This window comes from Myxococcaceae bacterium JPH2, assembly GCA_016458225.1.
GTDB lineage: Bacteria > Myxococcota > Myxococcia > Myxococcales > Myxococcaceae > Citreicoccus.
Map to the genome: position 1 here is coordinate 36448 of JAEMGR010000036.1, position 18361 is coordinate 54808.

General features: G+C 70.2%; 15 protein-coding genes. 6 read left to right on the forward strand and 9 right to left on the reverse strand.

Annotated elements, in window-relative coordinates:
* Nucleotides 1-66: 66 nt before the first annotated feature.
* The gene (locus tag JGU66_32245) at nt 67-588 is read right to left on the reverse strand and encodes a TfoX/Sxy family protein (GenBank protein MBJ6765448.1); all 522 of its coding nucleotides are present in this window, start codon (nt 586-588) and stop codon (nt 67-69) included.
* A gap of 26 nt (nt 589-614) precedes the next feature.
* Nucleotides 615-1523 (reverse strand): LysR family transcriptional regulator, encoded by a 909-nt coding sequence (locus JGU66_32250; GenBank protein MBJ6765449.1) that lies wholly within the window; start codon nt 1521-1523, stop codon nt 615-617.
* 70 nt (nt 1524-1593) lie between these two features.
* Here JGU66_32250 and JGU66_32255 point away from each other — a divergent pair, with 70 nt between their 5' ends.
* Nucleotides 1594-2970: an MFS transporter gene (locus JGU66_32255; GenBank protein ID MBJ6765450.1), complete on the forward strand. Its 1377-nt coding sequence runs from the start codon at nt 1594-1596 to the stop codon at nt 2968-2970.
* A gap of 15 nt (nt 2971-2985) precedes the next feature.
* On the opposite strand, the gene JGU66_32260 is transcribed toward JGU66_32255, so the two are convergent.
* From JGU66_32260 to JGU66_32270, 3 genes are all read right to left on the reverse strand, one after another.
* Nucleotides 2986-4644, reverse strand: a complete 1659-nt coding sequence (locus JGU66_32260; protein ID MBJ6765451.1) for a hypothetical protein — start codon at nt 4642-4644, stop codon at nt 2986-2988.
* A 112-nt stretch (nt 4645-4756) separates the two neighbouring features.
* The gene (locus JGU66_32265; GenBank protein MBJ6765452.1) at nt 4757-5266 is read right to left on the reverse strand and encodes a hypothetical protein; all 510 of its coding nucleotides are present in this window, start codon (nt 5264-5266) and stop codon (nt 4757-4759) included.
* A gap of 187 nt (nt 5267-5453) precedes the next feature.
* On the reverse strand, nt 5454-5774 hold the full coding sequence (locus tag JGU66_32270; protein ID MBJ6765453.1) for a hypothetical protein: 321 nt from the start codon (nt 5772-5774) through the stop codon (nt 5454-5456).
* A gap of 420 nt (nt 5775-6194) precedes the next feature.
* On the opposite strand from JGU66_32270, the gene JGU66_32275 reads away from it, so the two are divergent.
* Together JGU66_32275 and JGU66_32280 are read left to right on the forward strand one after the other, a co-directional pair.
* Entirely contained in the window at nt 6195-7877 is a 1683-nt protein-coding gene (locus JGU66_32275; protein MBJ6765454.1) for a lamin tail domain-containing protein, read from the forward strand.
* Nucleotides 7878-7950: 73 nt separating this feature from the next.
* Complete coding sequence (locus tag JGU66_32280; protein MBJ6765455.1) at nt 7951-9009, forward strand: HEAT repeat domain-containing protein; 1059 nt, start codon at nt 7951-7953, stop codon at nt 9007-9009.
* On the opposite strand, the gene JGU66_32285 is transcribed toward JGU66_32280, so the two are convergent.
* Nucleotides 8994-9884: a hypothetical protein gene (locus JGU66_32285; protein MBJ6765456.1), complete on the reverse strand. Its 891-nt coding sequence runs from the start codon at nt 9882-9884 to the stop codon at nt 8994-8996. The genes JGU66_32280 and JGU66_32285 overlap by 16 nt on opposite strands.
* Nucleotides 9885-10175: 291 nt before the next feature.
* Between JGU66_32285 and JGU66_32290 the strand changes: the two genes are divergently transcribed.
* Nucleotides 10176-11474: a DUF4215 domain-containing protein gene (locus JGU66_32290; GenBank protein ID MBJ6765457.1), complete on the forward strand. Its 1299-nt coding sequence runs from the start codon at nt 10176-10178 to the stop codon at nt 11472-11474.
* A 24-nt stretch (nt 11475-11498) separates the two neighbouring features.
* Here JGU66_32290 and JGU66_32295 read toward each other — a convergent pair whose 3' ends face one another.
* The gene (locus JGU66_32295; GenBank protein MBJ6765458.1) at nt 11499-13313 is read right to left on the reverse strand and encodes a multidrug transporter; all 1815 of its coding nucleotides are present in this window, start codon (nt 13311-13313) and stop codon (nt 11499-11501) included.
* Nucleotides 13314-13396: 83 nt separating this feature from the next.
* Between JGU66_32295 and JGU66_32300 the strand changes: the two genes are divergently transcribed.
* The gene (locus tag JGU66_32300; GenBank protein MBJ6765459.1) at nt 13397-15475 is read left to right on the forward strand and encodes a peptidase; all 2079 of its coding nucleotides are present in this window, start codon (nt 13397-13399) and stop codon (nt 15473-15475) included.
* Here JGU66_32300 and JGU66_32305 read toward each other — a convergent pair.
* A complete protein-coding gene (locus JGU66_32305) occupies nt 15461-16546 on the reverse strand; it encodes an AI-2E family transporter (protein ID MBJ6765460.1) in 1086 nt (361 codons plus the stop codon). The two genes, JGU66_32300 and JGU66_32305, sit on opposite strands and share 15 nt — an antisense overlap.
* A 105-nt stretch (nt 16547-16651) precedes the next feature.
* Here JGU66_32305 and JGU66_32310 point away from each other — a divergent pair, with 105 nt between their 5' ends.
* Nucleotides 16652-17065, forward strand: a complete 414-nt coding sequence (locus JGU66_32310; GenBank protein ID MBJ6765461.1) for a DoxX family protein — start codon at nt 16652-16654, stop codon at nt 17063-17065.
* Between the two features lie 9 nt (nt 17066-17074).
* On the opposite strand, the gene JGU66_32315 is transcribed toward JGU66_32310, so the two are convergent.
* Complete coding sequence (locus JGU66_32315) at nt 17075-18361, reverse strand: threonine/serine exporter family protein (protein MBJ6765462.1); 1287 nt, start codon at nt 18359-18361, stop codon at nt 17075-17077.

The following is an 18361-nucleotide window of genomic DNA, read 5'->3' on the forward strand; positions in this document are numbered from 1 at the left end:
CTGGGGGCCCCGCTGGGCTGAAGTCCTGGCGGAGCGGAGACTCGCCAGGACGCGAGGGACGTCTGCCTATGCGCGAGCCCTTCGTGCGCTGACCTTCTTCGCGGCGGGCTTCTGGGTCGCGGCCTTTTTCGCGGCGGGCTTCTTGGCCGCCGACTTCTTCGCGGCGGGCTTCGCCTCAGCGGCTGCTTTCTTGGCGGCGGCCTTCTTCGCGGCCGCGGCCTTTCTGTCCGCCGTGGCTTGCTGGGCCTGGGCCTTCTTCACCGCGGCCCGCTGCGCCGCGTCCACGGCCTTGCGTGCCCAGGGCAGCAGCTCTCGGGCGTCATCCGCCGCGTCCGAGGGCGGCGTCCAGTAGCCCAGCGACACGGGATGCTCTCCACCCCCGTAGACGAAGGGTTGACCTCCGGCTCGCTCGAAGGCGTCGCGCGTGAGTTCGTCGACCTTCAGGTAGAGCTGCCCCTCGGCGATGAGCCCGAACATCCGACCGCCGTAATAGACGCCCCAGCCCCCGAACATGTGCCGCACCTGCACCGCACCCAGTGGCTCGAGCAACTCCACCACGTACGTCACGTACCCGTCCTGCCGCGCCATGAGGATTCCTCTCCTGTGCGCCGAGCCTACTTCGCCTTGCCGCGCGTGGCCGGTCGCTTCGCGTGCTCGACGATGAACGCCTTCAGCGCCCGCGCCGCCGCCGTCAGGTAGCCCTCGCCTCGATGCACCAGCGCCACTTGTCGCTTCGGCGCGCCCTTCGCCACGGGAATCAGCTCGACGTGGTGCGTGGTGTGACTGCTCGCCGCCAGCTCGGGCACCAGCGATACGCCCAGGCCCCGCTCCACCATGCGCAGCACGGCCTCGGAGTTGTCCGTCTCCAGCGCCACGTGAGGCGTCACCCCGCGCGCCTCGCACGCGGCTTCCAGTGCTCGCGCGCCCGCCATCCCCGGGATGAGCACCCACGTCTCTTCCACCACCTCCGCGAGCGCCACCGGCCTCCCGAGTCGCGTCAGCCGATGCCCCTTCGGCACCGCGAGCAGCAGCGACTCCTCCCACAGCTTCTGCGTCACCAGATCCACCCGCCGCACCGGCAACGTCAGGATGGCCAGGTCCAACGTCCCCCGCGCGACGCTTTCCTCCAACACCGCCGCCCGGTCCTCGCTCAATCGAGGCCGCACCTCGGGATGCAGGCGCGAGAACGCCGGAATCAGCTCCGGCAGCAGATAGGCCCCCACCGTGGTCAGCGTCCCCAACGACACTGGACCGCTCGGCGTGCCCGACAGTCGCTCCAACTCGGTGACGCCCGCGGCCAGCGCATCCAGGGCTCGACGTGCATGGGGCAGGAAGCGCGCCCCCGCATCGGTGAGCACCGCGCCCGTGGGCGTGCGGACGAGCAGCCGCGTGCTCAGCTCGGCCTCCAATGACTGGAGCTGCCGCGACAGTCCGGACTGCGACAGGCCCAGCGCCTTGGCGGCGGTGGAGACCCGGCCGTCGCGCGCCACTTGGAGGAAGGCTCGTAGCTGTTCGGAGGTCATGCGGTTTCCTCAACGAGCCTATGCGAAAGATGCGGTTTCCGCATGCCCGCCTTCCGCATACATGGGGGCCATGGATGGAAGCGAGCTGACGTCTCAGTCGGTGTCCGCGATGCGTCCGGGCGCGGCCCGTCGAGTGGCCACCGGCGCGGTGTTGCTGGCCCTGGTGGTCAGCGCCTTCGAGGGCACGGTGGTGACCAGTGCCATGCCCACCATCACCCGTGAGCTGGGTGGACCCCAGCTCTACTCGTGGGTCTTCTCCGCCTTCCTCTTCGCCTCCACCGTGGGCGTGCTCGTGTCCGGCAAGCTCGCGGACCGATTGGGGCGCAAGCCCGTCTTCTTCTTCGGCATGGGCCTGTTCCTCGGAGGCTCGGCGCTGTGCGGCCTGGCCACGTCGATGCCCGCGCTCATCGCGTTCCGCGTCATGCAGGGACTGGGCGCCGGCGCGCTGCAGCCCACCACGCTCACCATCAGCGCCGACCTCTACACGCTGCGCGAGCGCGCGGCCATCCAAGGCCTGTTCACCGGCGCGTGGGGCGGGGCCAATGCGCTGGGCCCGCTCATCGGCGGCTGGCTGGTGATGCACGCCTCGTGGCGCTGGGTGTTCCTGGTCAACCTGCCCGTGGGCCTGCTCGCCGCGACGCTGCTGCACCTGTCCTACCGGGATCCGCCTCGCCGCGTGGGCGAGCCGCTGGACCGCTGGGGGCCGTTGCTCGCGGGCGCTTCCGCCGCGCTGTTGCTGTTCGCCTTGGAGCCCGGTGGGATGGGGACGCGGTTGTTCTGCGCGCTCGGGGCCGTGCTGGTGGGCGTGACGTTCGCGCGTCAGCAGCGCGCGGTCTCCATGCCCCTGCTGCCGCGCGAGCTGGCCACGGACCGCACCGTGCTGAGTGGCGTCGCGGGCGGACTGTTCGCGGGCGCGCTCTTGTACACGATGTCGGCGTGGGTGCCGCTGTGGATGACGGAGCAGGGAGGCCACACGCCGCTCGGCGCGGGGCTCGCGCTCGTGCCCATGCTGGTGGGGTGGTCCGTGGGCTCCACCTTCGGCGTGAAGGTCCTGGTGCGGGGCGGCATGCGCGCCAGCGTGGGCCTCAGCTTCGTCGTCGCGGCCTTGGGCGCGGGCCTGCTGTCGCTTGCCGCCGCGCGAGGCTGGGGCGTGGTGGCCACCTTCGCGTGCCTCACCATCGTGGGCCTGGGGCTTGGGCCCGCGGCGAGCACGTCGCTCTTGGGGCCTCAGTCGCGAGCGCCCTGGCATCACCGGGGCATCATCACGAGCACGCTCTACGCCATGCGACTGCTGGGCGGGTCGCTGGCCGTGGCGGCCATGTCGCTGGCCCGGGGACACTTCGCGCTGCAGTTCGCGATCGCCTCGGGCCTCACCGCCACCGCCGCGCTGGGGCTCGCCCTGGCCGCTCCGGGACGCGCGGGCAACGTGGCCCCCGCGTCCTCCTGAGCGGCCGGGCGCGGACTACTCCACCTTCTTGGGCGCGCTCGTCGCGTTCACCACGCGGTGGATGGGGTAGAACTCGTTCGTTCCGAGCAGCGCGTCCACGAACTGCCACCGGCAGAAGCCGTCATCCGAGTGCGGCTCCAGCAGGTACACCGCCAACGTGCCACCGCGCTGCGCGGTGGGGACGTACAGCGTGCCGGCGGGGAACTCCTGGGTGAGGCGCTCCGGGGTCACCGTCAGCACCGTCTCGAAGCGCACGGGCTTGGGCTTCTGGCTCTGCGGCAGCTCGGCCTCGCCGGGCGGCGGCATGTTGGCGGCCACGTCCGGGCTGAAGGTCTCCTCGCGGCGCGTGACGCGGTAGCTGTCCACCATGAAGGACTTCGCGGCGGACAGTCGCTCGAAGCGGATGCCATGGCCTTCCAGGCGCGAGGCGAGTTCGGCCGGGACGAGGTACGCCTCCGGCGTGCTCACCGCGTGCGTCGGAACGAACGTGCGGTAGTGCGGCATCGTGTACTCGCGCTTCCGCTTCCCCGGGAAGCGCCGCGCCGAGATGCTCGCCTCATCGAAGGACTGGATGCGCGCGGTGTCGCCGGCCTTCGCATAGGCGGGGTAGTCGAACGTCAGCGCGCCCTCCGCGTCTCGCGTCGCGACGCCGTAGTTGATGCCGACGAACTCGCTCACGTCGGGCGTGGTGCCTCGGTCGATGATGCGCTGCTCCTCGGCGGCGGTGGCGGCGCGGTACGTCTTGGCGTGCTTGGCGGCGTCGCGGATCAGCTCCAGCAACCACGCGCGCATCACCGCGCAGCGGCGCGGGAAGTCGATGTAGCTGTAGGTCTCCAGCAGCACGTCGAGCCGACCCAGGAGTCCGCGGTAGTGGCTGCCGAAGCGCGGGAGGGCAGGGTAGGTGTGCCAGCCGGAGCGCGGGTCGCCCTCCTGCTTGTAGTTGCCGTACCAGAAGCTGTCGAAGCCGTGGCGCGTCTTCACCGCCTTGGCCACGCGCTCCAGGAGCACGCGGTTGAGCGCGCGCAGCTCGCTGAACAGCGGCTCGTTCGAGTGCGACGTGTCGTACGTCAGGTCGAAGCCGTGGATGCTGCCGTCGGTGGTGTGGCAGTCGATGAACAGGTCCGGGTACCACGCCTGGTAGAACGCCGCGAGCGCGCGCGTCTCGGGCGCCTCCTGCTTCATGCTGTCGCGGTTGAGGTTCCAGCCCTCGCCCGTGTAGCGCGTGCCCACGCCCCCTTCGGGGTTCACCTGCCCCTCCAGGTTCTTCAGGTCGAGCTTGCGGTTGTTGGGGCTGATGCGGTCGTTGCCGTCCGGGTTGAAGTTCGGAATCAGCACGAGGCAGAGCGAGTCGAGCAGCTTCTTGCCCAGCGAGGTCAGCGTCAGGTCGCGCGCGAGCCCGAGCACCGCCTCCTTGCCCTCCACCTCGCCCGCGTGGATGTTGGCCTCCACCATCACGACCATCTTCTTCTGCTTGCGCGCCTGCTCGGGCGTGAAGCAGCCCCGGTCGCTCAGGATGAGCGCCACCAGGGGCTGGCCTTCGCCGCTCAGGCCAAAGTCCACGCGGCGCGCGAGCTTCGTCTGGAGGCAGAGCCCGTCGACGAAGGCGAGCACATCGGCGTGGCGGGAGGTTTCCTTGTACTTCGAAGCTTCAGCGCGGGTTCGCAGCTGGGTCATGGGCGCGCATCCGAGCGCTCCCCTCCCGCGCCGTCAATCTCCTTCGCGCGCGGCGAGGTGCGGCGTCGAGTGGGGGAGCGCCTCGCGCCGCGGCGGGCCAACGCACTGCGCGTCAGGGAGTTGGAACCCCTACGACCGTGACGCTCGCCAGGACGGAGCCGCCGGTCTTCTGCGTGCGGATGCTGAAGACGTAGGAGCTGCCCGCTTGAATCCAGGGAGCGTTCTCACACGCGCGGCCCGAGTCGCTCTCCTTGGTGAAGAGCTGCTCGGGCGCGCCATGGGCGCTGACCTTGATCCACACCGGAGAGTGAAGCCCCGAGGTGTTCCAGCAGATGCGCGACGTGCCCAACTTCCCAGGTTGCACGGGGACGGATGAAGGCGTCGCGGTGAGGGTCGCGCCCTGTGGGATGGGGACGCAGGACACCGCATTCGGGCAGGTCCCCGGACAGGCCGTGCCGCACGCGAACCCCACGGAAGTGTATCCAGGCGGACAGAACGGGCCGCAGGTGATGAGCGCCTGCTCGACGGTCCCCGTCTGCATGGAGGGCTCGGCCGCATCCTCTCCCGCGCAGGCAGCGAGCAGTCCCCCCGCAACGAGCCACCCCACTCGACTGCGTTTCAAGACATGAAGGTTCATCCGCGGCGAGGTATCAGCGCGTCCTCGCGGAGAGGGCCCACGGGTGGGACGTCCATCCGCTCGCGGACACGCGGCGTGGCCCGTGTTCGCGGGCGTCCAGTCGGGACGTCGCGTGGGCCACACGCTGAGCCTCGCGCCAATCCTCGCGTTACTCCTCGCGCTACTCCTCGCGCTACTCCTCGATGGGGGGCTGGAGCGCGCCGTACCGTTCGATCCCCTCGCCCAGCGCCGCGCACACGGCGCTCACCACCGCCGCGTCCGTCATGCGCTTGACGAGCAGCAGACCCGACATGACGAACGCGGGCGCGTCCTCGAGCCGGCGCGCGAGCGCCTCCAGCGTGTGCAACGTGACGATGAAGCGGCGGCCATCGCGCAGGCGCACCTGCACGTCGGTGCTGCCATCGCGCGGCAGTCCGCGGTCGTCCGCGACCAGCAAGGTGGCGATCCGCTCGTCCTGGGTGTCGATGGCGCGCATGCCTTCGACGATGAGCACCCGAGCCGGGCTCCACAACAGCGCATCGCTGCTTCAGGGCGCTCAGATGGAAGATGCCGCGAGGCTCGGGACGAGGGCTCGGATGCTCTCTTGGGATGCGACAGGGAGACGCGCCGCGAGCCAGCCCCGAAGCGCACGCCTCCCGTGTCGAGCGGCGACGGGGGCTGCGTCGCCTGAGAACACCGGGAACAGGGGCGGCGATACCTGTTCGTGGCGCTGTCCACCGCCGCCGCGACGGCGAAACAATATTTCAGACAATATCGTTCACACAATCTCTTCTCGGTTCGCGCGATAAACATGATGGTCATTGTGTACGCGTTCGCGCGTGCATCAGGCCGCCGTGGTTCTCGAGAAACCTCCACGCTCCCGAGCGGAGCAGGACCGGACATCGTGCTGACTGAGACTGTGGTTTCAAGACGGATGAAGAATCCTTGGCGTTGGGTGGGTGCGCTGTCGTTGTTGCTGGCCGCCGCGTGCGGTGGGAGCACCGCGCCGGAGGTCACGGCGTCGGAGCCGCTGGCCACGGCCGAGGCGCCGCTGACGAGCGTGCGCATGCGCCTGATGGCGGCGAACATCTCCAGTGGGACCGGGCAGAACTACGACCCAGGTCACGGCATCCGCATCTTCCAGGGGACGAAGCCGGACGTGGTGATGATCCAGGAGTTCAACTACCTGTCGAACTCGGCGGCGGACCTGCGCACGTTCGTGGACACGGCGTTCGGCACGGGCTTCTCGTACTACCGCGAGGGTGGGGCGCAGATCCCCAACGGCATCATCAGCCGCTGGCCCATCATCGCCTCGGGTGAGTGGGACGACACCAGCGTGACCAACCGCGACTTCGCGTGGGCGCGCATCGACGTGCCGGGTCCCAAGGACCTGTGGGTGGTGAGCGTGCACCTGCTGACCACCAGCTCCAGCGTGCGCAACACGGAGGCCACCAACCTGCTCAGCTTCATCCAGGCGAACGTCCCCGCGAGCGACTACCTCGTCATCGGCGGTGACTTCAACACCGGCAGCCGCACCGAGGGGTGTCTGAACACGCTGTCCGCCGTGGTGAACACCGCGTCGCCGTATCCGGCGGATCGCAACGGCAACGGCAACACCAACGCCGGACGCAACAGCCCGTATGACCACGTGCTGGTGGACAGCGACCTGCGCGCGTATCAGACGTCGGTGGTCATCGGCGGCAGCTCGTTCGCCAGCGGCCTGGTGGCGGACACGCGCGTGTACTCGCCCATCGCGGAGATTGCTCCCGCGCTGGCGGCCGACAGTGGCGCCAACGGCATGCAGCACATGGGTGTCATCAAGGACTTCCTCATCCCCGGGGACGCGGCGCCCGTGGGGAGCGTGACGGTGGGCTCGCCCAACGGCGGCGAGAGCTACGCGGCGGGGAGCGCGCAGACCATCACCTGGACCTCCTCCAGCGTGACGAACGTGAAGGTGGAGTACACGCTGGATGGCTCCACGTGGACCACGCTGGCGGCGAGCACGCCGGCCTCGGCGGGCAGCTACACGTGGACGGTCCCCTCCACCGCGAGCACCACCGCGCTGGTGCGCGTGAGCGATGCCTCGGACGCCACGGTGACGGACTCGAGCAACGCGGCCTTCACCATCACCACGTCCACCGGGGGCACCGGCACGGTGTTCATCAACGAGGTGCTGCTCAACGAGGCGGGCTCGGACGTCAGCGGCGAGTTCGTGGAGTTGGTCAACACGAGCTCGGCGGCGGTGGACCTGAGCGGCTGGACCGTGTCCGACGCGAGCAGCGTGCGGCACACGTTCGCGAGCGGCACGTCGCTGGCGGCCGGCAAGGCCGTGGTCGTGTTCGGCGCCGCGTCCGGCATCCCCGCTGGCACGGTGGGCGCGGTGGCCGCGTCCTCGGGGACGCTGGGCTTGTCGAACAGCGGTGACACCGTGACGGTGAAGAACGCGTCCGGCACGGTCGTGGACACGGCCACGTTCGCCTCGTCGCTCACCGGTACGGATGGCGTGTCCGCCAACCGCAGCCCGGACGTGAGCGCCACCGGCACGTTCGTGCTGCACACGAGCGTGTCCAGCCTGTCGTCCTCGCCCGGTCTGCGCGCGAGCGGCGCGGCCTTCTAGGGTTCGCGCTGACTTGGGCCGGTGGGAGCGTGGATGGCTCCCGCCGGCCGCTGCGACAGGCGATACTGTCGCCATGCCGCGACACCTCTGGCTGTCCTTGTGGATGTTCGTGCTGGGCGTTCAGTCCCATGCCGTGGCGGCGACGCCCGTCGGCGCGGATGCGGCCTTGCTCACGTGGGCCCGCGCGCCCGCGAAGACCTCGCGTCGCGCGGTGGCGCTGCCTCAGAACTTCGACCTGCTGGCGCGTTGTTTCCGCAGCCGCGAGGAATTGGGCCCCGAGCGCTTCAGTGCGCTCGTGCGCCAGCTCTTGGAAGACCAGGAGCGCTCGGACCTGTCCGCCGAGTCCAAGCGCCGAGGGGTGTTCCTCCTGGGCAGGCTCCAGGACAGCGCCGCGCTTCCCCTGCTCACCCAGCGCGCCAAGGAGCCCAGCTCCATGGAGCTGCGCAATGAAGCCGTGGAGTCACTCGCCTATTTTGGTTCTCTCTCCAAGCGCGACACCTTCCTCGACGCGCTGCCTGACTTGCACCTGCGCTCGGACCTCCGCGCCCAGACACGCGAGGTGGTCTTTCGTCCCGCTCCGGATCCACGCGCCACCGAGGCGCTGCTCGCCGTGCTCGGTTCCGGTACGGAGCCCATCGGCTGTCGCCCGGGAGACGAGGACCCGGATCCGCGCTGTGCCGCCTTGCGGGCGCTGACATTCCATCCCGGGCCCGCGCTGGAGCCCTTCGGCCTGGAGGCGAAGACGTTGCACGGCCGGCCTCGCATGATGCTCCTCGCGGCGGCGGGTACGCCCAAGGCCATCGAGGCCATCCGCGAGTACCTTCAGGCGGAGCTGCAGGGCGCGCGGCGATTCGCGGTGGAGTCACTCGCCACGTTGGCTCGCCCCGAGGCGGCGCGCGCGCTGCTCGAGGCGCTCGATGACTCGGATGGCGAGGTGCGGCGGCTCGCGGCGCACGCGCTGTTCCTCATGGCGGGCCTGGACGTGCCGTTGGAGCGGATCGTCCTGGAGGATGCCGCGCTCATGCGAGCGGGCTTCCTGGAGCGTTGGGGCCCTCACTTGGAGCGCTTCGACGCCTCGCGGGCGCTCCCTTCGGAGGCCACGCCCGTGCCTGGCGTCTACGGCGCGCGTTGAGCCCGCGGCGCCAGACGGTCGCAGCGATTGCTGAACCGGCCGAACGTGGCGCACACGGCGGACTCGGGCTCCTGCGCGCGATGCGCCGCTTCGAGGGCGCGCGCGAAGTGCTCGCGAGCCTTGAGCTGGGCGGTGGAGTCCGGTGCCACCGGCGGCGGGGGTTCTCCGTCGTCCCAGTCCGCGTGGTGCTCGGCCTCCAGCGTCCAGAGCAGCGCGAGGTTGGCGTGCACTTGTCGCTCCGCGCTCGCGTCGTGGAGGGCCTCGGCGGCGGCCAGGGCCTGCAGGTAGGCGCGGTGGCCCTCCTCGGTCATCCGCAGGTTGAAGTACGTGGCGCCGAGGTTGTTGGCGCTGACCCTGAGGCCCGGCAGGTCGCCCGCGGCGCGTCGGCGCTCCATGGCCAGCGTGAACCAGCTGATGGCCCCGGTCTCCAGGTTGCCGCAGCGGCGGCTCCACAAGCCGAGGTCATTCGCCGCGAGTCCGGCCATGGCGAGGTCTCCGCGCGCTTCGTAGAGCACCAGCGCGCGCTGATAGAAGCGGCCCGCCTCCTCGCAGCGCTGCAGGTCCAGCAGGAGGTCTCCCTGACGTTGCAGGGCCCTCGCCGCGGTGGACACGTCTCCGGCCTCGCTGGCGTGAACGAAGACACGCTCCAGGACGCGCAGGCCTGGGTCGTGTTGTCCACGCGCGCGGAGCTGGAGCGCGGCTTCGAGCGTGGCGGGAGGAAGGGTGCTCGGAGGTGGGGGGCTCGGAGTCGCGGTAGGGGCGGCGGGCTGCGCGACGGGCGGCTCGGTGGGAGCTGGAGCAAGGTTCCTCGCGCAGCTCGCGGACGTGCCGAGCGCGAGCAACACGAGCCACAAAGAAGGGCGCCACGTTGGCATGGCGACGATTCTGGGGGGACCTGGGCTCCGCGCACAACTCGACGCGCGCCGGGAGCATGACCCCGCGGGGAGGTCCGCCTGTCGATGGTGGATGCTTGCGCGCGGGGCGATGTTCGCGGCGCGGCATTCGTCGCCCTGGGCGCCGCGCTGAGTGTCGGGCCTTCCACGGCGAGGTCCGCCTGACCCGTGGCGCGCTGAGGAATTGGGAAAGACTTCTGCGTGCAGGACATCCCAACCGGGACGGCCCGTGCCCGGAATCCCTCTCATTCCTCGGGCGAAAGCGAGTTCACCATGAGCAGGCATCGACGCATGGCTTCGGGGCGCGTCCTGGCGCCGTTGCTGGCGGGGGCCTTGGGTGTCGCGTGCGGAGAGCTGCCCGTGAGCGAGGCGGCCTTGGCGACCCGTCCCGCTCCGCTCGTCCGTGCTTCCCAGGGCGTGAAGCTGGGGGGAGACCTGTACGCGGACGCCGTGGCACCTGGAACCACGGCCACGGTGCTCAACGCGAACAACGCGGTGGGCGCGCCGGATGGCGAGGCGGCCACGGTGCTCGGGCTGCTCAATGCGTCGCTCGTGCTGGACCTGGGCGCGGGCGAGGAGGGGACGGGAAACCTGAAGGTGTATTACCAGGGCGTCGAGCTGTCGGTGGCGACGCAGGTGGACTTCCTCCGCGCGGATGGCACCGTGCTGACCACCGGGACGTTGCGCCTGGTGAACGTGAGCGTGGGGACGCACGTCGCGATGGTGCCGTTCCGAGGCGGCAGCGCGTCCTACCGTTACGTTCGCCTGCGCGGGTCGGTCATCGAGTTGTTCATGGTGGATGCCATCGAGGCGGCGGGCCGGGTCGTCTGTGGCGACGGCCAGACGAATGGCGTCGAGACGTGCGACGACGGCAACCTCCAGTCCAGGGATGGCTGCAACAGCATCTGCCAGGTGGAGCATGGCTATACCTGCCATGGGCAACCCAGCGTCTGCACGGACGTGGATGAGTGCTACCTGGGCACGGCCCAGTGCGCGCCGGGCGAGCTGTGTGTGAACACGCCGGGCGGTTACACGTGCCAGCCGGATTGTCTGGCGCCGCGCACCGTCTGCGGTAGCGCTTGTGTGGACACCCAGACCGACGTGCTCCACTGCGGCGCGTGTGGACATGCCTGTGCGTATGGTGGGACGTGCGAACTCGGGGTCTGCGTGGGCGGCGGCGCGCTCCAGTTCACCGCGACCTGGAATCGCGACGGGGACGCGGACCTCCTGGTGCGCACGCCCACGGGCAAGCTCATCTCGTTCTGGAACCCGGGCCCCAGCGACGCCACGGACCGCGGCATCCTGGACGTGGATGCGCGCAAGGGGCTGGGGCCCGAGAACATCTACTGGCCGCTGGGGACGACTCCGCCGCCGGGCACCTATGACATCTGTCTGTCATTGACGACCTTCACGCCGGACGTGGACGTCAGCACCCCGGTGGATGCGCACGTGGTGGTGCGCCGGCCGGGGCAACTGGAGCGGGTGTTCGATACGCCGAGGATCCAACCCTCGCTGAACTTCGAGTGCGCCCCCACGGAGGCCAACTACGTGGGGTCCATCACCTATCCGTGAGGCGCCTCGGGTCTCGTGGCTCGCTCAGTGGCGCGCGCGTCCGGGTGACACGCGCAGGCGAGTGGGCAGGTGCGGATCGAACTCGTTGTAGGCGGGGGCCTCCGGCTCGTCGGGGACGCGCAGGACCTGCAGCGTGGAGACTCCCGCCCAGCGCCGCACGACCTGCGTGGCGGTCGCGTTGTCGGAGACGCTCAGGGAGCGGATCAAGCTCCCGTGATTGGCCCCCGGGGCTTGAAACAGGAACGAGTCCTTGGCCTGGCCCAGCGGATACGCGGCCGCCGTCCACGGGTCCAGCTCGCCATAGATGAACATCAGCCGCTCGCCCTGCGTTGTCACCCAGGTCCGGATGTCTTGCATGGACTCGGGGCGGAAGGGCAAGGGGACGCCGGGGGGCGCATACTGCGGTCCGGTGTCTGTGTCTGGGAAGTGGACGAGCGCGCCCAGGTGGTCGTCATAGGGCTTGGGCCAGCCCAGCTCGACGGCGGCCTGATAGTAATACGCCTGATACGCGACGACGCCGCTGTTGCCCTCGTCCATGAACGTCTCCAGCGGCGAGTAATCCTGGAGGACCGTCATCAGCTCCGCGTCGGTCGCGCTGTCGCCGAGGAACGCGGAGCAGTCGCTGGGGGCGTAGTACTGCCAGAAGGCGAAGTAGGACTCGATGACGCAGTGCTCGAAGGCCTTCTCGATGCCGAGCCTCGTGAACGTCTTGCCCTGTGACGTGGCGTAGTTCTGGAACAACGTGAGCATCCGCTCGCGGCGTCCCAGCACGACACGCTGGAAGGTGTGCATGCGCTCGCGGCACTCCGCTTGGGCGTCTCCACCCACGGCCGCCTGGAACGCGGGGAAGCGCTCGTCGTCCGCGCGGGCCAGCGGCGCCACGTAGGCCACGGTGCCGTCCACGTCGTTTGGATAGAAGCGGCGGTGGAAGACCGCGGTCTCGCCACCCTTGCTCGCGCCCGTGGAGATCCACTTGCCCGTGTAGACGGCCTTCAGTGCCTGGATGACGCGGTGGTAGTCCGCCGCGGACTGGCGGATGGTGAGCAGGCTCCAGTCCGTGGGCTTGGGGATGCTGGGTGGGAAGTAGCGGTGCTCGATGGAGAGCTGGTTGCCGCTGAGCAGGGCCGTCAACTCTCGGCGGCCCGCGGTGGGGCCCACGAAGTACCCGGAGTTGTAGAAGACCATGGGGGCGACATCCAGCTTGTGGAGCAGCGTCAGGCGCTGGGTGAATCGCTGGCAGCCAGGGCGGTTGTGGTCCGCGGGCTGGTCGTACTCCAGCGTGAAGAAGCGATAGCCGGAGGGGACTGGGACGCGGTCGGGGTTCTCGCGCACGGTGAGGCCGGGGATGGCGGTGAGCCGCGTGAGGATGTCCACCGTCGTGTCCCGGACGACGGGAGGCGGAGGCAGTGGCTCGTCCGGAACTGCGGCGCAGTCTTCCGTGGGGCCGGCATCCGAGGGACCGGCGTCAGACCTGTCAGGGCCCGCATCCGTGGGGCCGGCGTCTGTCCATTCGGGGCCCGCGTCGCGCTGTTCCGGGCCTGCATCCTTGGGGCCCGCGTCGGCGCTGGGACCGGGGCCTTGCGGCTCTCCAGGCTCGTCTCCGCAGGCGGGTTGAAGGGCGAGCGCGAGGAGCGGGACGAACAACAACGCGAGTCGTGCGCGACGCGGAGGTGGATGCATGGGAGCCTTTCCGAGCGTGGGGGGAAGCACGCGGTCGCGAATGCTAGTGCATCGTCGTTGTCGGATGGGATGACGCGTGACGTGGCTTCCCTCGGGCCCGGTGCGGAGAACCTGGCGACACGTGCGCGCCGCGGTGCCCCGGGCGAGATGTCTGTCCATGGTCCTCGAGGCACGAGGGCGCTTGAGTCGGCCCGAGGAGCGCGCTAGCCACGCACCCGACCTCTCATTTCCGGAGCCGCATGATGACGCCCCTGTTCCTGGCCGCCCTGCTCGCCGCCGCGCCCCCCGCCCCGAGCGCGGCGCCCGCCTCGTCGAGTGACTTCCTCAAGCAGCGGCTGGGAACCACCGCCGTCGCGCAGGTCTTCGCGCCCGGCGTCCCGGCGCTGTCTGCCGCCGACAAGCGCGTGGCGTGGTCCCTCACGCTGGCGGCGCACGCGGGCGAGGACATCGCCTATGCGCAGCTCGGGTGGAAGCTGGTCCCCGCCAAGCGCCTGTTGGAGAGCGTGTATCTGTTTGGCCGCGAGGGACAGGGCGCCGCGTTCGACACCCAGCTCGGCAACTACCTGGTCCGCTTCTATGGCCACACCGGCAATCATGATCAGGTGACCGGGCAGAAGTTCGTCCCCGAGTTCACGCCCGAGCAACTCGAGGCCGCCGCCGTGCGCGCGCTGAAGGCGGGAGCGCCCCTGGGCGTGAAGGACGAGGCGGGCCTGAAGGCGTGGCTCACCGAGCTGCGTCCCACCCTCTTCGATGCGAGCTTCGAGCCGCAGCTCACCTCCAAGGCTCCGCCACCCGGGCAGGACCTGCTCACCGCGTCGGCCAACACGGCCTACGGCCCCGGCGTCACGATGAAGGACCTGGAGGGCTTCAACGAGAAGTACCCGCTCGACTCGCGCGTGGTGAAGCAGGACGGGAAGCTCGTCGAGCAGGTGTTCCGCGCGGGCACTCCGGACGGCAAGGTGGCGCCCGGCTTGTTCGCGGGCGAGCTGGCGCGCGTCAACGGGCACCTGGGGGAGGCGATGCGCTCGGCGGCTCCGGCGCAGCGCGCGGCGCTGGGCAAGCTGGTGCGCTTCTTCCAGACCGGCGACCTGAAGGACTGGGACGCGTACAACATCGCGTGGCTGAAGGTGGATCCGCAGGTGGACGCCAACCTCGGCTTCATCGAGACGTATGTGGATCCTCGCGGGCACAAGGGCCAGTGGGAGGCGCTCGTCAATTACCGCGATGCGAAGGAGAACCGCATCATGGAGTTGATGGGACGGCGCGCGCAGTACTTCGAGGACCGGCTGCCCTGGCCCCAGAAGTACAAGCGCAAGAAGGTGGCGCCGCCGGTGGCCAAGGCCATCAACCTCATCACCACGTACCCGCAGCCGCCCGCGGGCATCAACCTGCCCAATGAGCAGCACATCCGGGAGCGCTACGGCAGCAAGAGCGTCATGGTGACCAACGTCATGGAGGCCGCGTCCGCGCTGGTGCGCCTGCCCATGGCCATGGAGCTGTCTCCCACCGAGGAGGAGCGCGCCCAGGCCGCGCGCTTCTCCGTCACCGCGCGCAAGTGGCTGGTGGCGTTCCACGAGGTGCTGGGCCATGCCTCCGGGCAGGTGGACCCCAAGCTCAAGGGACAGCCGCCCTCCGCGTTCCTGCGCGAGTACGACAACACGCTGGAGGAGGCGCGGGCGGACCTGGTCGCGCTGTGGCACGCCTACGACCCGGCGCTCGCGGAGCTGTCACCCGACCACGAGGCCATCGCGCGGCAGATGTACCGGGACTTCCTGGCGGAGGGCCTCACCAACCTGCGCAGCGTGGAGACGGGGGACAGCTTCGAGGAGGACCATCAGCGCGGACACCAGATGACCGTGACGTACCTGCGCGAGAAGGGCGCGGTGGCGCAGAAGGTCGTGGATGGCCGCACCTACTGGACGGTGACCGACTACGCCCGCATGCGCGAGGCGGTGGGCGAGCTGCTCTCCAAGCTCATGGTCATCAAGGCCACCGGGGACTACGAGGGCATCCGCGCGCTCGTGCAGGAGAAGGGCATCCACTTCGAGCCGGCGCTGCGCGACGAAATCACCGCGCGCGTGAAGCGGCTGGACGTGCCCACGATGCTGCTCATCTCCTCGCCGCGCCTGGTGCCCGTGCTGGACGCGAAGGGGCAGGTGGTGGACGTGAAGGTGGATGAGTCCCAGGACTTCATCGCGCAGCACCTGGAGCGCAGCCTGCTGGGCCGGTTGCCTGTCGCCGAGGCCACGCGGGTCGCGGCGCGCGTGGCGGCCTCGCCCGAGGCGCTGCGCGAGGCGTACCGCGCGCTACCCTCGCCCTGACGCGCTGGGCGGAGGTGGGGAGGACTGAGCCGGGGCCCGCTCGTCGCGCTGGGAGATTCTCACCAGCGTGAGGAAGAACGCCACGATGAGCGGGCCCAGCAGCAGCCCGACCGCGCCGAACGCCGCGAGTCCTCCCAGCAGGGCGAAGAAGACGATGGCCCCGTGCTGGTTCATCCCCTTGCGAGCCAGCAGCGGCTTGACGATGTTGTCCACCACGCCCACCACCGCGACGCCCCAGATGGTCAGGAAGAGGGCCGTCCAGGCGTGGCCGCTCAGGAGCATCAGCAGGGCGGCGGCGAGCACCACCACCGCCGCGCCCACCGCCGGGATGAGGGCGAAGAAGAACGTCAGCCCCGCGAAGAACAGCGGGGCCGGGACGCCGCCGATGAGGTAGCCCACCAGCGCCGCTCCCGCCTGCACGCCCGCGGTGGCCACCGACGACACCAGCACCGACACCGAGGTGGCGCGGAACTCGCGCAGCAGCTCCTGCGTCTGTCCGGGCCGCAGCGGCGAGACGCTCTCCAGCCACCGCACCAGCCGGTCCCCGTCCGTCAGGAAGAAGAAGAAGGCGATGAGCATCATCGCGGTCTGCAGCGCGATGGAGCCCGTGGCCGCCACGGCCCCCGTCACCGCCTTGGCCGCCGCCGCGCCCTGCTGCTGCAAGGTGCGGTTGAGGCTCTCCTGCTCCACCGGCAGCTGCTCCAGCATCTTCTCCAGGGGCACGCGCAGGATGTCCGGCAGCTTGTCGACGAGTCCTTGCAGCCCCTCGTGCTGGATGGTCTGCCCGATGAAGCGCACGCCCTCGGAGATTTCCGTGATGAGGAAGGCGGTGAGCCCGCCCAGCGGAATCAAGAGCGCGAGCACGAAGGCGGCGCAGATGAGCCCCGCGGACACGTGGTCATGTCCGCGCAGCTTGCGGGTCAGCCATCGGTGCAGCCCCGAGAACGTGCCAGCCAGCACCGCCGCCAGGAAGAACGCCTCGGCGAACGGGCGGATGACCAGGCACAGCAGGAACAGGGACAGCAGGATGAGGCCGGTGAAGACGCGTTGGGCGACCCGGTCGGATGCCATGACCCCTGGAAGCTAGGCAGCCCGTCGAGGGATACCCAGGGGCGTCCGGTGGGTCGCTTGCTCGCCGGGCTTGGGGACGGGCGCGAGGCGGTTAGAGTGCGCGCCATGCCGCCTCTCGACTCGCCCGCGTTCACCCAGTGGTTGCCTCAGGTGCTGTGCGCCGCCTTCCTCGCCATCCTGTTCCTCCAGTCGGGGGTGGACAAGGTGGTGGACTGGAAGGGCAACCTGGGCTGGCTCACCGGCCACTTCTCCAAGTCCCCCCTGCGCGGCGTGGTGGCGCCGATGCTGGCCGTCCTCACGCTGATGGAGCTGGCGTCCGGCGCGGTGAGCGCGGCGGGCGTGGTGGCGCTCGTCGTCTCCGGGGCCGCGCGGCTCGCGTGGATGGGCGCGGCGCTGTCGGCGGGCTCGCTGGTGTGCCTCTTCTTCGGCCAGCGCATGGCCAAGGAGTACGGGGGCGCGGCGGCGCTGGTGCCGTACTTCCTGCTCGCCATCGCGACGCTCGTCCTCACGCGCGGCTGAGGCTCCGCGTCAGAGCACCTTGCGGGGCGGCAGGACCGCGTTGGCGGCCAGCAGCCCCGACGCGAGCGCCACGGCCACCATCAGCATGGAGAAGGCGGTGTCCACGCCGGCCACCACGTCTCGCTCCATCAGCGACGCGAGGCTGCGGAAGCCCACGCTTCCGGGCACCAGCAGCATGAGGCCCGGCAGCACCGTGGTCATCGACGGGCGGTTGCGCAGCTTCGCCAGCGCGTTGCTGCCAATGCCCAACAGCAGCGCGCCCACGAAGGCTCCAAGCTGAGGCCCGAGGAACAGCGCGCCCAGGCGAGAGCCCGCGAACGCGCACGTGCCGCCCAGCGCAATCCATCCCCAATCACGAGGGTGGGCGCGGAAGAGCACTGCGATCGCGAAGCCCGCGACGAGCAGCGACACCACGGCCGTCCAGGGGGGCAGCGCCGCGGGCGTCATGCCCACCGGAGCGGGCGGGAGCATCACCGCCACCTTGCCGCCGAGCGCCACGCCGAACCCGAGCTGGAGGAAGACGAGCGCCGCGCCCGTGAGGCGCGAGGTTCCCGAGATGAGGTTGCGCGTGGCCACCTCGTTGATGGCCACGGTGAGCGCCAGGCCCGGCAACAGCACGATGAGCCCCGCCAGCGTGGCCACCTCCACGGACAGGGGCCCGAGGAAGCGCGCGGCGACGGCGGCGGTGGCCGAGGAGATGATGGCCGCGGCGAACTCGAGCACGCGCGCGGTGGAGGGCTGCTTCACCGTGGCGAGGTCCAGCGCGCCGATGGCGAAGCTGCTGAGCGCCGCCACCAGCATCTCCCGCAGACCTCCGCCGAAGAGCCGGCCCGCGGCGGCGCCCGCCAGCGTCCAGCACAGGATTTGAAGCAGCGGGCCGTAGCGCGGCGGGCGCGCGAGGATGGCCTCCACGCGCATCGCGCCTTCGCTGGGGGACATGCGCCCGTGGATGACGTCATCCGTGAGCACGTCCAGCAGCGTCAGGCGCTCCAGGTCCGTGTCCCCGGGCTCGGTGCGGATGAGGCAGGTGCGCAGCGCCTCGGGCGGACCGAAGGAGGCGAAGATGGCGGTGGGCGTGGAGAAGAAGCGGGTATCCAACCCCAGGCGCTCACACACCCGCTGCATCAGCCCCTCCAGGCGATGGGCGGGCGTGCCATACCGGTGGAGCGCCTGTCCCAGCCGCAGGATGAACGTCACCGCGGGGGCAGGGGGTGGGAGCGAGGACGTGGAGGCGAGGATTTCCGACGGAACCACGGGCGTACCTTCGAGCGCGGAGGACACGGTCGCGGCGCACAT